The sequence below is a fragment of the Saccharothrix mutabilis subsp. mutabilis genome (assembly GCF_039521145.1).
GTDB classification, from domain to species: Bacteria; Actinomycetota; Actinomycetes; order Mycobacteriales; family Pseudonocardiaceae; genus Actinosynnema; species Actinosynnema mutabilis.
On the sequence record NZ_BAAABU010000015.1, the window covers coordinates 110,071 to 125,502 of the forward strand.

At 74.9% G+C, this 15,432-nt stretch carries 5 protein-coding genes; 2 read left to right on the plus strand and 3 right to left on the minus strand.

What is annotated here, in order from left to right:
• Positions 1-240: 240 nt before the first annotated feature.
• Positions 241-1,398: an LmbU family transcriptional regulator gene (locus tag ABD126_RS26880; protein ID WP_343936724.1), complete on the minus strand. Its 1,158-nt coding sequence runs from the start codon at positions 1,396-1,398 to the stop codon at positions 241-243.
• On the opposite strand from ABD126_RS26880, the gene ABD126_RS26885 reads away from it, so the two are divergent.
• Positions 1,397-12,109 (plus strand): amino acid adenylation domain-containing protein, encoded by a 10,713-nt coding sequence (locus tag ABD126_RS26885; protein ID WP_343936725.1) that lies wholly within the window; start codon positions 1,397-1,399, stop codon positions 12,107-12,109. The two genes, ABD126_RS26880 and ABD126_RS26885, sit on opposite strands and share 2 nt — an antisense overlap.
• A 30-nt stretch (positions 12,110-12,139) precedes the next feature.
• On the opposite strand, the gene ABD126_RS26890 is transcribed toward ABD126_RS26885, so the two are convergent.
• The gene (locus ABD126_RS26890; protein ID WP_343936726.1) at positions 12,140-12,532 is read right to left on the minus strand and encodes a hypothetical protein; all 393 of its coding nucleotides are present in this window, start codon (positions 12,530-12,532) and stop codon (positions 12,140-12,142) included.
• Entirely contained in the window at positions 12,529-14,844 is a 2,316-nt protein-coding gene (locus ABD126_RS26895; RefSeq protein ID WP_343936727.1) for an ATP-binding cassette domain-containing protein, read from the minus strand. The genes ABD126_RS26890 and ABD126_RS26895 overlap by 4 nt, the downstream gene beginning before the upstream one ends.
• Positions 14,845-15,148: 304 nt before the next feature.
• On the opposite strand from ABD126_RS26895, the gene ABD126_RS26900 reads away from it, so the two are divergent.
• The gene (locus ABD126_RS26900) at positions 15,149-15,370 is read left to right on the plus strand and encodes an MbtH family protein (RefSeq protein WP_343936728.1); all 222 of its coding nucleotides are present in this window, start codon (positions 15,149-15,151) and stop codon (positions 15,368-15,370) included.
• Positions 15,371-15,432 lie beyond the last annotated feature (62 nt).

A 15,432-nucleotide genomic window follows, 5' to 3' on the forward strand; every position in this document is an offset into this window, starting at 1 on the left:
GCCCCGAAGCGCCACTCGGGTCCGGTGGTCGGTGGGTCGGGTTCGACGCCGAGCCCGGTGGTCACGGCGCGCGGGCGCGGCGGCGTGGGCGGTGGTCGGGTCGCATTCGGCCCTGCGCGTGGGCGGCATGAGCCGGTGGGGCGGTGACGGAGCCGCTCGCCGGGCTCCCGGGCGTCACCACGACCACCACACCACCGTCACCACCACACCACCGTCACCACCGTCACCACCGCGCCACCGTCAGTCGGTGTCGACGCGGGCCACGTGGATGCCGACGATGACGCCTTCGGACTCGTCGACCGCGGGCGCCGGCCCGTCCGGTTCCGCATCGGCCAGCAGCGCCTGCTCGGCGGCCTGGTCCAGGATCGCGGGCAACCAGTCGCTCAACCGGGCGCCCGACCGGGCCGCGGCCGCCTGCCAGCGGCGCAACCGGCTGCCCTGCACGTCGATGCGCGGAACCAGCTCACCCGGCTTGTCGCCGCTCTCGATGGTCCGCCGATCGTCGTGCACCCGGGCCCGTAGCTGCTTGGTCGACCAGCCGCCCTCCTCGGACCGGGTCAACCACTCGTCCTGCTCCTCGTCGGGCAACGAAGCCACCTCCGCGTGGTGCTGGAAGCTGAGCCTGCTCCGTCGCCGTTCCAGGGGGAACCGCCGGGACACCCACGAGTAGTTGCGCAGGGTCTTGTAGCTCAGGCCCACGGTCTTGAGCACCCGCTGGTAGCGGTCCGCGTAGTGGTCGGCTCCGTAGACGAGCCAATCGCCCAGGCTCCAGGCGGAGGAGTCCACGATCCCGGCCAGCTGGTGGCCGGCGCGTTCCCAATCGTCGAAGCTCAAATTGCTCGGGATGTGCAGCCCTACTCTGGTCAACAAGACCTGATCGGTCTTTCTCCGCTGTTCCCCGGTACTCTGCCCGGGAACCCTGTGGTCCGTGCCGATGTTGTCGCCAGTGCGTGCAACAACTGCGGACGTGCCGATCAAGATATCCCCCCCAGGAAATTTTCTGACAGCCAAAAGAAAGCGTTCGATATTGTTGAACGTATCATGGTCAATTGTGGTCGCATACCGCTGACCGAGTGTACGACGCCTTGGTCGACGCTGTTCCGCCGATACGCTCCGTTTTTGCGCGCGCACTACCGGGCGGGGGTCGGCCGTCGATCTCGAACCGGGCATGCCGCGCAAACCGGGGGTGCCCCGGTCCAATGGGGGTGGTTTCCGGTGGCCCGCCGCCGAAGTCCATCCGGGTGGGACACGACGATCTTTCCGGCGGGCTTCTCGCGGCCGAGCGCCCGGTGTCCCGGCGACGGGACAGTCGTTGACTGCGCGGCGAACGCGCACGAAAGTGATCGCCGTCGCGATGACCCACCGGCCGGCAGCCCGAGTCGAAGGGGGAACATGCATGTTCGGACACGCGCTTTCCGCTGCCCAGGAACGCTTCTGGTGGGCGCAGGGGATAACACCTGGAGTGCCCAACAACGTGTCCGCGTTGTGGCTGGTCGAAGGTGCCGTGGACAATTCCGTGCTGAGCTCCGCCGTGCGCGCCGCACTGGCCGAGGCGCGTACCCTCCTGGTCAATTTCCGCAATGACGCCGGTGGTGTGCGGCAGGTGTTCCGGGAACTGGGCGACTGGGCGCCCCGGATCGTCGACCTCACCGGCCGGCCCGATCCGGAGACCCCCGCCCGCCGGGTGCTGTCCGAGCTGGTGACCACGCCGTTCGACCTCGCGGAGGGGGTGCCGGCGCGGGCCGCGCTGATCACGCTGGCGCAGGAGCGGCACCTGCTGGCGTTGGTGTTCCCGCACATCGCCGTGGACGCGACCGGGTTGATCGTGCTGCTGTCCCGGCGCATCGCGGAAATCTGCACCGCATTCGTCGCGGGTTCCCCGGCGCCCGTTTGCGCTTTTCGGTCGCCGGCGGAGTTCCACGCGGTGGACCTCGCCTATCGCGCGTCCGACCGGTTCCGCGCCGACCACGAATTCTGGCGCGACTACTTGGCGGCGGGCGGCGACGTCGTTCGGCTGCCCAGCGGAGTCGCGGGCGTGCCGGTCGACCCGGTTGTCTCGCCGTGGCAGGGGTTGGCCGCCGAGTTGGGTATGGTCGAATACGAGACGGCGGTTCCGGGCGCCGAGTACGCGGCGTGGAACCGGATCGCCGCCGACTCCGGCGTCACCATCGCGTCGTTGCTCACCGCCGGCGCCGCCGTGTTCTTCCGGCAGTTGTGCGGTGGGGCGGAACCGCTGTTCTCGCTCACCGTCGACAACCGGTTCGGCGCCACCAGGCTGACACCGGGTGCGGTGTCCAACGTGGTGCCGGTGCGCGTTCCCGTGTCCTCGACCGCCTCGCTGGTGGAGTTGGCCCGCACGGCCGCCGCGCGCTCCCGCGAGGTGTTCCGACACGGTTCGCACCAAATGTCCGACGTGCGCCGCGCCGCGGGCATCAGTGGCGAGTTGCGCAGCCCGTTCGGCGTGATTTTGAACCTGATGCCGGCACTGCCGGAACTGCGCTTCGGCACGGCGACCGCGCGGTTCGCGGGCGGGTCGTTCGGCGTCACCGACGAATTGATGATTTCGGCCTACCCGGCGGGTCCCGACGGCGGCGAGCTGCGGATCCGGCTGGACGCGCCACGCTCCCTGCACGACCGCGCCGACCTCGCCGCGCTGGCCTCGCGACTGGTGGTCTGCCTGCGCGCGCTCACCGCCGCACCGCTCACCCCGGTCGACGCGGTGGACCTGCTCGCGCCCGGCGAACGGCCGGACGCGGTGCACGGACCCGACGTGCCGGTGCCGGACACCACGATCCCGGCGCTGTTCGCCCGGCAGGCGGCGGCGACCCCGGACGCGCCCGCCGTGCTGGCCGGCGGCGACACCGTCCGCTACGGCGACCTCGCCGCCCGCGTCGACCGGCTGGCCCGCGCGCTGGCCGCCCGCGGCGCGGGCCCCGAACGCGTGGTCGCCGTCGTGGTCCCGCGCTCGCCGGACCTCGTCGTGGCGCTGCTGGCGGTGCTCGCGACCGGCGCGGCCTACCTGCCGGTGGACCCCGACTACCCGGCCGAACGGATCCGGTTCGCGCTCGACGACCTCGACCCCGTCCTGGTGGTGGCCCCCGCCGACGCGGACCTGCCCGACACCGGCCGCCCCCGCCTGGACCCCGCGCGGCCCGACCCCGGCGGCCCCGCACCGCGGTGGCCCCGGCACGGCGCGCTGGCCGCCTACGTCATCCACACCTCGGGTTCGACCGGCACGCCCAAGGGTGTGGTGGTGTCGCACGCCGCGATCGTCAACCGGCTGCTGTGGGCGCAGCACGAGCACCGCCTCGGCCCGGACGACCGCGTCCTCCAGAAGACCTCCGCCGGGTTCGACGTCTCGGTGTGGGAGTTCTTCTGGCCGCTGATCACCGGCGCGGCGCTGGTGCTGGCCGCCCCCGGCGGCCAGGGCGACCCGCGCCACCTCACCGACCTGATCCGCCGCGCGGGCGTCACCACCGCGCACTTCGTCCCCTCGATGCTGGAGCCCTTCCTCGCCGAACCGGCCGCCGCCGCCTGCACGAGCCTGCGCCGGGTGCTGTGCAGCGGGGAGGAGCTGCCGGCCGCGCTGGTCGAGCGGTTCCGCACGGTCCTGGACACGCCCCTGCACAACCTGTACGGCCCGACCGAGGCCGCCGTCGACGTCACCTCGTGGCGCTGCGCGCCGCGCCCCGGCGGCATCGCGATCGGCACCCCGGCGTGGAACACCGGCACGCACGTCCTGGACGCCGGCCTGCGCCCGGTGCCCCGCGGTGTCGCGGGCGAGCTGTACCTGTCCGGCGTGCAACTGGCGCGCGGGTACGCGGGCCGCCCCGGCCTGACCGCCACCCGGTTCGTCGCCGGCCCGGCCGGAACCCGCCTGTACCGCACCGGCGACGTGGTCCGCCGCGACGCCGACGGCGAACTGGTCCACCTCGGCCGCGTCGACGACCAGGTGAAGATCCGCGGTTTCCGGGTCGAGCCGGGTGAGGTCGCCGCCGTGCTCACCGCACACCCTGGCGTCGAACGCGCCGCCGTCGTGGCCCGTCCGGGCCGGGACGGGCGGCGGCAGTTGGTGGCCTACGTCGTGGCGACGGCCGCGGGCGGCATCGGTCGCAGCGGTGACGGCGAGGCGGGCGACCTCGACCTGCGCGGCGGCGTGGACACGGGCGAGCTGCGCGAGTTCGCCGCCCGGCGGCTGCCCGACCACCTGGTGCCCTCGGCGGTCGTCGTGCTCGACCGGCTGCCGTTGCAGCCCAACGGCAAACTCGACCGGGCCGCCTTGCCCGCGCCGGTGTTCGCGCCCACCGCCTACCGGCCGCCGCGCGGCCCGGCGCAGGAGGCGTTGGCCGAGGTGTTCGCCGCCGTCCTCGGCCTGGACCGGGTGGGCGTCGACGACGACTTCTTCGCCGCCGGCGGTGACAGCATCCGGGCGATCGCGGTCGCCACCCGGGCGCGACCGCACGGTCTGGTCGTCACCCCGCGCCAGGTGTTCGCCGAGCGCACGGTCGCCCGCCTCGCCGAAGCCGCCGGCACGCGACCGGCTCCGCCCGCGCCCGACGACGAGGGCACCGGCCCGCTGCCGCTGCCCCCGGTGGCGCGGATGTTCCTCGGGCCGGGGTTCCGCCGTTTCGCCCAGTACACGACCCTGGACCTGCCGCGCGGCCTGACCGAGCCGCTGCTGCGCCGCTCGCTGGCCGCCGTCCTGGCCCACCACGACGTCCTGCGCGCCCGGCTCACCCCCGACGGCCTCGACGTGCCCGGTCCCGAGACGGCCCGGGTCGTGCTGCGCCGGGTGCCCGGTCCGCCCGCGTCGTGGCCGCGGCGGATCCCCGTGGAGGCCCGCGCCGCCGCCGACCTGCTCGACCCGGAGGCGGGCGGGATGATCCGGTTCACGTGGCTCGATCCCGGCCCGTCCGGACGCGGGCGGCTGCTGGTCGTCGCCCACCACCTGGTCGTGGACGGTGTGTCCTGGCACGTGCTGGCCGCCGACCTCGCCACCGCCTGGCGGGCGCCGGCCGCGGACGGCCCCGTCGAGCTGCCCCCGGTCGGCACCTCCTACCGCCGCTGGGTCCGCGCCCTGGCCGACAGCGCGCCGGCCCGCGCGGCGGAACTGGAGCGGTGGCGGCAGGTCGTCACCGCACCCGACCCGCTGCTGGGCGAACGCCCGCTGGACCCGGCGACCGACACCGCCGCCACCGTCCGCACCACCCGGGTCCTGCTCTCCGCCCGCACCACCCGCACCCTGCTGACGCGACTGCCCGCCGCCTACCGCGCCACGGTCGAGGACGGCCTGCTGGCCGCCCTCGTCGTCGCCGTCGCGCGGCTGCGGCGCGATCGCGGCGTCCGGCAGCGGGAGGTGTTGCTGCGCGTCGAGCGGCACGGCCGCGAGGAACACCTGCTGCCCGGCGCGGACCTGTCCCGCACGATCGGCTGGTTCACCGCCGTCCACCCCGTCCTGCTCGACCCGGGCGACACGGACCTGGCCGACGCGGCGGCCGGCGGCCCGGCGGCGGGCACGCTGCTGCGCCTGGTCAAGGAGCAGCTGCGCGCCTTCCCCGACCGGGGCACCGGCTACGGCCTGCTGCTCGACGACCCGGTGCTCGCCGCCCACCCCGCCGGCCAGATCCTGGTCAACTACCTCGGCCGCTTCGCACCCGACGACTACGGGACCCCGCCCGCCGACGACTGGACCCCGCCCGCCGACGGCGCCGGCCTGGTCGCCCTCCCGCCGCCGGAGATGCCCGCGCCCGCCGCCCTGACCCTGGACGCCCTGGTGGTGGACGTGGCGGGCGAACCCCGGCTGTCCGCCGCCTTCGCCCACCCGTCCGGCGTGGTCGCCGACGCCGACGTGCGCGTGCTCGCCGACCGGTGGCGGGCGGCGGTCGAGGGCCTGGCCGCGCACCTGGACTCCCCCGACGCGGGCGGGCCGACCCCGTCGGACCTCGACCTGGTCACCGCCGACCACGGCCAGGTGGCGGTCTGGGAGCGGCGCCACCCGGGCATGGTCGACGTGTGGCCGGCGACGCCGCTGCAAACCGGCCTGCTCTTCCACTCCGGCCTGGGCGAGGGGGCGGACGCCTACCAGCAGCAGTTGGTGGTGCACCTGACCGGCCGGATCGACCCGGCCCGGCTGCGCACCGCGGGTCAGGCGCTGCTGGACCGACACCCGAACCTGCGGGTCGCGTTCACCGCCGACGCGGCCGGCGTGCCCGTGCAGGTCGTCGTGCGGGACGTCGTGCTGCCCTGGCGGGAGGTCCGCGACGGCGACGCCGCCGCCGCCGACCGCGCGGCCCGCTTCGACCCGGCCACCCCGCCGCTGCTGCGGTTGACCCTGCACCACACCGGGCCCGACCGCGCCGACCTGGTGCTCACCTCCCACCACGCGCTGTTCGACGGCTGGTCCACCCCGCTGCTGCTGGCCGAACTCCTGCGCCTGCACGCCGGCGACGAACTCCCCGCGCCCCGCCCCTACCGGGACTTCATCGCCTGGCTGGCCCGCCAGGACCGCGCCCGTGCCGTGCGCGCCTTCCAGGACGCCCTGGCCGGCCTGCCCGGACCCACCCTGCTCGCACCGACCCTGCCCGCGCCCGACCCCGCGGTGGTCCCGCTCGACCACACCTCGCCAGGCCCCGACCCGTCCGCCGCGTCGACCGGTGTCGGCCACGTGGACGTGCCGCTGCCCGCCGACCTCGCCCGCCGCCTCACCGGCGCCGCCGCCGCGCTCGGCGTCACGGTCAACACGCTGGTGCAGGGCGCGTGGGCGATCCTGCTGGCCCGGCTCACCGGCGAGGACGACGTGGTGTTCGGCGCCACCGCCTCCGGCCGCCCGGCCGAGGTGCCCGGCGTGGACCGGATGATCGGGCTGTTCATCAACACCCTGCCGGTGCGCGTGCCGTGCCCGCCCGGCGCTCGGATCGCCGACCTGCTCACCGACCTCCAGCACCGGCAGGCCGACCTGATCGAGCACCACCACGCCCCGCTCGGCGAGGTCCAGCGGGCGGTCGGCCACGGCACCCTGTTCGACACCCTGGTGGTCTTCGAGTCCTACCCGGTGGACCGGGTGGGACTGGCCGAGGCGGCGGCGCGCGGCGGGATCACCGTGACGGGGATCAGCCCGATCACCGCCACCCACTACCCGCTCGCCCTGCTGGTCGCCGCGGACCCGCACCCCCGGATGACCCTGCAACACCGCCGCGACGCCGTCGACGCCGACACGGCGACCGTGCTCGCCGACCGGCTGGCCCGCGTGCTCGGGCAGTGCGCCGTCCCCGACCGCGCGCTGTCCGCAGTGGACATCCTCGTGCCGGGTGAGCGGCAGCGCGCGCTGGCCCTGCGCGACGACGCCGCCGGGCCGGAACCGGGCACCACCGTGCTGGACCTGTTCGACCGGCACGTCGCCGCCACCCCCGACGCGGTCGCCGTCGAGGCCGGCCCGGACACGCTGACCTACGGCGAGCTCGACGCCCGAGCCACCCGGCTGGCCGGCGTGCTGGCCGGGCACGGCGTCGGGCCCGACGTGGTGGTCGGCGTCGCCCTGCCGCGCACGGCGGCCGTCGTCGTCGCCGTGCTGGGGGTGCTCAAGGCGGGTGGCGCGTACCTGGCGATCGACCCGGGCTACCCGCCCGCGCGGGTGGCGGCCATCGTCACGGCCGCCCGCCCGGCGCTGGTGGTCACCGACGCGGCGACCGCCGCCGTCCTGCCCGCCGGCCAACGGCTGCTGCACTGGGACGCGGAGGGCGACGTCGCGCCGGTGCGCCGACCGCATCCGGACAACCTGTCCTACGTGATGAGCACATCCGGCACCACCGGTGTGCCCAAGAGCGTCGCGGCGACCCACCGCGGCCTGGTGACCGCGGTGCACGCGATGCCCGCGTGGCTGAAGGTCCCACCCGGCGCGCGGCTGCTCGCGGCCACCTCGATCAGCTTCGACATCTCGGTGTTCGAGCTGTTCTCGGTGCTGTGCGCGGGCGGGGTGCTGGAGGTCGTGCCGGACGCGCTCGCGCTGGGGGAGCGGGACTCCTGGACCGGTGACGTGATCAGCACCGTGCCGTCCGTGCTGGCCGAACTGGTCGGCCTGGTCCGCGGCCGGGTGCGGGCGCGGACCGTCGTGCTCGGCGGCGAGCCGGTGTCCGCCGGGCTGGTCCGCGCGGTCCGGGAGGCGATGCCCGGCGTGCGGGTCGTCAACACCTACGGGCCCAGCGAGACCTTCTACACCACCGCCGCCGGGCTCGACCCGGACGAGCCGTTCACCGGCGACCGGGGCCTGCCGATCGGCCTGCCGCTGCCCGGCATCGCCCTGTACGTGCTCGACGCGACCCTCGCGCCGGTGCCACCCGGGGTGGTGGGCGAGCTGTACGTGCACGGCGACACCACCGCCCGGGGCTACCTCGGCCGGCCCGGCCTGACCGCGTCCCGGTTCGTGGCCTGCCCGTTCGCCCCCGGCGGGCGGATGTACCGGACGGGCGACCTGGTGCGCGCGGGCGCGGGCGGGTTGGAGTTCGTCGGCCGGGTCGACTCGCAGGTCAAGGTCCGCGGGTTCCGGGTGGAGGCGGGCGAGGTGGAGTCGGTGCTGACCGGCCACCCCCGCGTCGAGCAGGCCGTGGTGGTCGCGGTCGGGGGACGGCTCGTCGGCTACACCGTGCTCTCCGAAGGGGACGTGTCGGGCCTGGCGGAGTTCGTCGCCGGGCGGCTGCCCGACTACATGGTGCCCTCCGTCTTCGTCGCGGTGGACCGGATCCCGTTGACGCCCAACGGGAAGCTCGACCGGGCCGCGCTGCCCGCACCCACCCGCGACGTCGGCGGCCGTGGACCGGGTTCGGTGCGGGAGGAGTTGCTGTGCGGGCTGTTCGCGGAGGTGTTGGACGTGCCGGAGGTCGGCGTGGACGACGACTTCTTCGCGCTGGGCGGGCACTCGCTCTCCGCGACCCGGCTGGTGAGCCGGATCCGGGCGGCGCTCGACGTCGAGGTGCCCATCCGGGCGGTGTTCCAGGCACCCACCCCGGCCCGGCTCGCGGCCCGGCTCGACAGCACCGCCCGCACCCGACCGGCGCTCACCCGGCGCACCCGCACCGGGCCGGTCCCGCTGTCGTTCGCCCAGCGCCGGCTGTGGTTCCTGCACCGGCTCGACGGCCCGTCGGCCGCCTACAACCTGCCCTACGCGGTGCGGCTGCGCGGCGCCCTCGACACCGCCGCGCTGCGCGCCGCCGTGCACGACGTCGTCGCCCGCCACGAGAGCCTGCGCACCGTCGTGGTCGAGGACGCGGACGGCACCGCCCACCAGCGCGTCCTGCCCCCCGAGGACACCGGCCTCGACGTGCCGCTGGTCCCGGTCGACGCCGAGTCCCGCGTGGCGGCGCTGCGCGCGGCGGCGGCCCGTCCGTTCGACCTCGCCGACGAGATCCCGGTCCGCGCCCGGCTGCTGCGCACCGCGCCCGACGACCACACGCTGGTCCTGGTCGTGCACCACATCGCGGGCGACGGCGCGTCCACCGCCCCGCTGGCCCGCGACCTCGCCACGGCCTACGCCGCCCGCCGGCGCGGCGGGCCGCCGCGCTGGGCCGACCTGCCCGTCCAGTACGCCGATTTCGCGGTCTGGCAGCGGGACCTGGTCGACGGCCCGGACGGTGTGGGAGCGCGGCAGGCCGAGTACTGGCGCGCCGAACTGGCCGGCGTGCCCCAGCCGTTGCCGCTGCCCCTGGACCGGCCGCGCCCGGCGGTGGCCGGGCACCGGGGCGGCGAGGTCCGGTTCGCGCTGCCGCCCGAGGTGGCGGCGGGCGCGCGGGCCCTGGCCCGCGACCGGGGCGCCACCCCGTCGATGCTGTTCCAGGCGGTGCTGGCGGTCGTGCTGCACCGCAGCGGCAGCGGCGATGACGTCGTGCTCGGCTCCCCGGTCGCGGGGCGGACCGACGAGGCGTCGGCCGGGCTGGTGGGGCTGTTCGCCAACACGTGGTTGCTGCGGGTGCGCCTGTCGGGTGACCCGGCGTTCGGCGAGGTGCTGGAGCAGGTGCGCGAGCGCGCGCTCGCCGCCTACGACCACCAGGACGTGCCGTTCGAGCGGCTGGTGGAGCTGCTCAACCCGGCCCGGTCCACCGCCCACCACCCGCTGTTCCAGGTCATGCTGGCCTGGCAGCAGGACCCGTGGCCGGACTTCGCGCTGCCCGGCGTCACCGCCGAGGTCGAGCCGGTGCCCACCGGCACGGCCAAGTTCGACCTGTTCGTCAACCTCTACCCGGACGGCGACGGGGTGCGCGGAGTGGTCGAGTACGCCGCCGACCTGTTCGACGCGGCCACGGTGACCGCGCTGACCGACCGGTTCGCCAGGGTGCTGGCCCAGGTCGTCGCCGAGCCCGGCACGCGGCTGTCCGACCTGGCCGCGGTCTCCGCCGCCGAACGGGCCGACCTCGTGCGGCGCGGCACCGGACCGGCTCCCGCCGGGCCGGGCCTGGACGTCGCGGCCCTGGTCCGGGAATGGGCCCGCGCCACGCCGGACGCGCCGGCCGTCGTGCACGACGGCCGGGAGTGGACCTACGCGGAACTGGACGCGGCGGCCGACCGGCTGGCCGGGTGGCTGGTCGCGCGCGGCGCCGGACCGGAACAACGGGTCGCGGTCGTGCTGGACCGGACACCGGAGCTGGTGGTGGCGCTGCTGGCGGTCCTGCGGACCGGTGCGGCCTACGTGCCGGTCGACCCGGAGCACCCCGCTGCCCGCGTCGAGGCGATCCTGCGGCTGAGCGACCCCGTGGTGGTCCTGCGCGACCTCCCGGACCTGACCGGTGCGCCCGCCGGCCCCGTGCCCGGTGAGCACCCGCCGCGGCGGGCCGCCTACGTCGTGTTCACGTCCGGCTCCACCGGCGTGCCCAAGGGCGTCGTGGTGGAGCACCGGGCGCTGGCGGGGTTCCTGCGGGCCATGGTCGACCGGTTCGCGCCGTCGCCGGCCGACCGGGTGCTCGCGGTGACCACGGTCGCGTTCGACATCGCGGTGCTGGAACTGTTCCTGCCGCTGGTGTGCGGCGCGCGGGTCGTGCTGGCGGACGGGGACCTGCGCACCGAACCCGGCCGGCTGCTCGACCTGTGCCGGCGCGCCGGGGTCACCCTCGTGCAGGCCACGCCGTCGCTGTGGCAGGTGCTGCTGGACCACGACCCGGACGCGGTGCGCGGCCTGCGCGTGCTGTCCGGCGGCGAGGCACTGCCCGCGGGCGTGGCCCGCGCGCTGGCCCGGTCCGCCGGGCTGACCAACCTCTACGGCCCCACCGAGACCACGGTCTGGTCCACCGCCGCCGACCTCTCCGACCCGGACGGCGCCCCGCCGATCGGCGAGCCGATCGCCGGCACCGCCGTGCACGTCCTCGACCGGCACCTGCGGCCCGTGCCCGCGGGCGTGGTGGGCGAGTTGTACATCGCGGGCGCGGGCCTGGCCCGGGGCTACCTCGGCCGGCCCGACCTGACGGCGTCGCGGTTCGTGGCCGACCCGTCGGGCGCCGGGGATCGGCTGTACCGGACGGGCGACCTGGTGCGGTGGGGGCCGAGAGGGCTCGAATTCGCCGGCCGGGCCGACGCGCAGGTGAAGGTGCGGGGCTTCCGCGTCGAGCCCGGTGAGGTCGAGGCGGCGCTGTGCGCCCACCCGCGCGTGCGGCACGCGGCGGTGGTCGCGGCGGACGGGCGGCTCGTCGGGTACGTGGTGGCGGAGGGGGGCGTGGACGGGCTCGGCGCGTTCCTGGCGGCCCGGTTGCCGGCTTACCTGGTGCCCTCGGTGTTCGTGGCGGTGGACCGGATCCCGTTGACGCCCAACGGGAAGCTCGACCGGGCCGCGCTGCCCGCGCCGACCGGCGGCGGGAGCGGGCGGCGGCCGGAATCGGAGCGGGAGAAGGCGCTGTGCGGGCTGTTCGCGGAGGTGTTGGACGTGCCGGAGGTCGGCGTGGACGACGATTTCTTCGCGCTGGGCGGGCACTCGCTCTCGGCGACCCGGCTGGTGAGCCGCGTCCGGGCCGTGCTGGGCGTGGAGATCCCGATGCGGTTGCTCTTCGAGGCCTCGACCGCCGCCGCGCTGGACGCCCGTTGGGCGGAGCTGAAGGGCACCACCCGGCCCGCGCTGCGGCGGGCCGGCCGGTGACCGCACACGCTGCACCACGAGTGGCGCCGCTCAGCCCGCGGCCGGCCGGGCGCGGTCGCGCACCTTGCCCGCCGCCAGCCGGACCGCCGAGATGTTGCGGGAGGCGTTGACCTGCATGGGCTTCGGGATCTCGGTCAGCCCGTGGTAGAGCACCACCAGCAGTTGGAGGTAGCTCATGAAGGCGGCCAGGTCGCCGGTGAACGGGTCCTGCTTGCCCCGCGCGTCCACCGCCAGCGGCTCGTCGACGGCGGCCACGGCGGCCAGCAGCGCCCGGTGCTGCTCGGCGAGGGTGGGCAGCACCGCGCCGATCGGGTACGGCTCGGTGCCGCGCACCGGGTGCTCGGACAGCTTGTCCGACACCGCCTCGGCGGCTTGGACGACGGCCGCGGCGAGCCGGCGGCGCGCGGTGTCCGGTGCGGTCATACCCGGCTCCCTTCGGGCTCGGCGATCGCGGCGCGCAGGTGCGCGGCGGTGGGCGAACCGGGCACGTCGAGCAGGCCGCGCGGCTCGCCCTGGTACAGCAGCCGGCCGCCCCGGCTGCCGCCCTCCGGCCCCAGTTCCACCACCCAGTCCGCGTGCGCCACCACGTCCATGTTGTGCTCGATCACCATCACAGTGGCCCCGTACCGGTCGACGAGGCGGTCCAGCACGTCGAGCAGCCGCCCCACATCCGCCATGTGCAGGCCGCTGGTCGGCTCGTCGAGCACGTAGGTGCGGTGCTTGCCGTGCAGGTGCTCGGCGAGCTTGATGCGCTGGCACTCGCCGCCGGACAGGCTGGTCAGCGGCTGGCCCAGGCGCAGGTAGTCCAAGCCCACGTCGGCCAGCGCGGTCAGCACCGGGCTGATCCTGCGGTTCTCGGCGAAGAACTCCCGGCCCTGCGCGACGGTCATCTCCAGCACGTCGCTGATGCTGCGCCCGCGCAGCGTGTAGCCCAGGACCTCGTCGGTGAAGCGGCGGCCGTCGCAGGTCTGGCACACCAACGAGACGCCGTCGAACGAGGCCAGCTCGGTGAACACCACGCCCAGTCCGCCGCAGGTCTCGCAGGCGCCGGTCGAGTTGGGGCTGAACAGCGCCGGGCTGACCGAGTTGGCCTTGGCGAACTCGGCGCGGATCTGGTCGGCCACCCCGGTGTAGGTGGTGGTGGTGGACCGCCGGTTGGCGTGCGGCGGCGCCTGGTCGATGATCACCGCGTCGGGGTGCTGGCGCTGGAACGCCCCGCCGACGAGGCTGGACTTGCCCGCGCCCGCCACGCCGCAGATCGCGGTGAGCACGCCGGCGGGGAAGTCCACGTCGAGGTTGCGCAGGTTGTGCGTCTTCGCGCCGACCACGGGCAGCACACCGGTCGGGGTGCGCAGCCGTCGCTTGAGCCGGGGCCGGTCGGTCAGCAGGCGACCGGTCGGCGTGTCGGCCTCGACGAGGTCGGCCACGGTGCCGGTGAACACCACGTGCCCGCCCGCGTCGCCCGCGCCGGGGCCGATGTCGACGACGTGGTCGGCCGCGGCGATGACGTCCCGGTCGTGCTCCACGACCAGCACGGTGTTCCCCTTGTCCCGCAACGCGTGGAGCAGGTCGGTCAGCCGGTGCACGTCCCGGGGGTGCAGGCCGGCGCTGGGCTCGTCGAACACGTAGAGCAGGTCGTTGAGGCTGCTCGACAGGTGCCGCACGATCTTGACCCGCTGCGACTCGCCGCCGGACAGCGTGGCCGTGCGCCGCTCCAGGCTCAGGTAGCCCAGCCCGATCTCCACCAGGTGACCGACCTGGGTGACCAGCGCGTCCACCACCGGCTTGACCTGCGGCAGGTCCAGCCCGCGCAGCACGGCCAGCAGGTCCTCGCTCTCCATCGCGGAGAACTGGGCGATGTCGTAGCCGTTGATCTTGCTGTCCCTGGCCAGCGGGGACAGCCGGGTGCCGCCGCACGCCGGGCATGGCTTGGACGTGGTGAACTCCTGCACCATCTGCTTGGTGCGCGCGCCCGCCTCGGCGTCCGCGGTCAGGTAGCGGCGGCGGAACTTGACCACCGCGCCCTCGTAGGACGCGTTGACCTCCTGGCCCGCGACCTCCAACCGCACCGTGCCCGTCGTCGAGTGGAGCAGGTCCTCCAACTCCCGCTCGGTGTAGGCGGAGACCGGTTTGGCCGGGTCGAGCCGGCCGGAGTGCGCGAGCAGGTACCAGTCCCGGGAACCGACCTTGAACACCGCCGGCCGCAGCGCGCCCCCCTCCAGCGACTTGTCGCGGTCCAGGAAGCGGTCCAGGTCGACGTCGACGACCTCGCCGAAGCCCTCGCACTCCGGGCACATGCCGGCGGGCATGTTGAACGAGAACGCGTCGGCGTACCCGACGAAGGGCTCGCCCGCGCGGGAGAACAGCAGCCGCAGCAGGGGGGCGATGTCGGTGATGGTGCCGACGGTGGAGCGCCGACCGCCGGTCAGCGGGCGCTGGTCCACCGCGATGGTGGCGGGCAGGTGCTCGATCAGGTCCACCGCGGGCCGCGCGGAGCCGGGCAGGAAGCTGCGCACGAACGCGGGCAGCGTGTCGTTGAGTTGGCGTTGTCCCTCCACCGCGATCGTGTCGAACACCAATGACGACTTGCCCGACCCGGACACCCCGGTCACGACGGTCAACCGCCGCTTGGGGATCTCGACGTCGATGTTCGCCAGGTTGTGCTCGCGGGCGCCGGTCACCCTTATCCACTCCGGCACCGGGGAGGCGGGTGCGCGGTGGCTGGAGAGTTTCACGAATTCCACTTTATCGTTGAACCATACGTTGGGACTTTGCGACGCTCGGCGAGCGCCTGAACACGTGGTCGCGGGCCGAAAGTCTCAAATCGGCATGTCCCCGCGGTGAGAGGTGGCCCCGGGCCGGCGCGCCCCTGTGCGCGCCCCGCGCCGTCCCGTCGACGGGACAGCGCCGGACGGGTGTCGGGCCGGCCGGTAAAGCGCTCGCCGCCGCGTTGACGCACCTCGCGGTTTTGTGGCAAGAATGAATGACCGCGTGACGCCGAGGGGCCGCGGAATTCACACCGCCGGTGAAAGGCGAATCATGACCACGAATCCTTTCGACGACGAGAGCGGTCGGTTCTGCGTTCTGGTGAACGACGAGGAGCAGCATTCGCTGTGGCCGGCGTTCCTCCAGGTGCCGGCCGGGTGGCGGGTCGTGTTCGGCGAGCAGAGCCGGGCCGCGTGCCTGGCCTACGTCGAGGAGAACTGGACCGACTTGCGGCCCAAGAGCCTGCGCGAGGCGATGGCCGAGGGCCGCGCCTGACCTTTCCGGTGTCCCGCCGACGGGACACGCCCGGGGCGCCTGGCCGTCCCCGGTGGCAGATG

What these genes read in the sequence shown, in the direction of transcription:
- ABD126_RS26885 (WP_343936725.1), top strand. Translation starts at nt 1,397, where the DNA reads ATGTTCGGACACGCGCTTTCCGCTGCCCAGGAACGCTTCTGGTGGGCG.
- ABD126_RS26880 (WP_343936724.1), bottom strand. Translation starts at nt 1,398, where the DNA reads ATGCATGTTCCCCCTTCGACTCGGGCTGCCGGCCGGTGGGTCATCGCG.
- ABD126_RS26890 (WP_343936726.1), bottom strand. Translation starts at nt 12,532, where the DNA reads ATGACCGCACCGGACACCGCGCGCCGCCGGCTCGCCGCGGCCGTCGTC.
- ABD126_RS26900 (WP_343936728.1), top strand. Translation starts at nt 15,149, where the DNA reads ATGACCACGAATCCTTTCGACGACGAGAGCGGTCGGTTCTGCGTTCTG.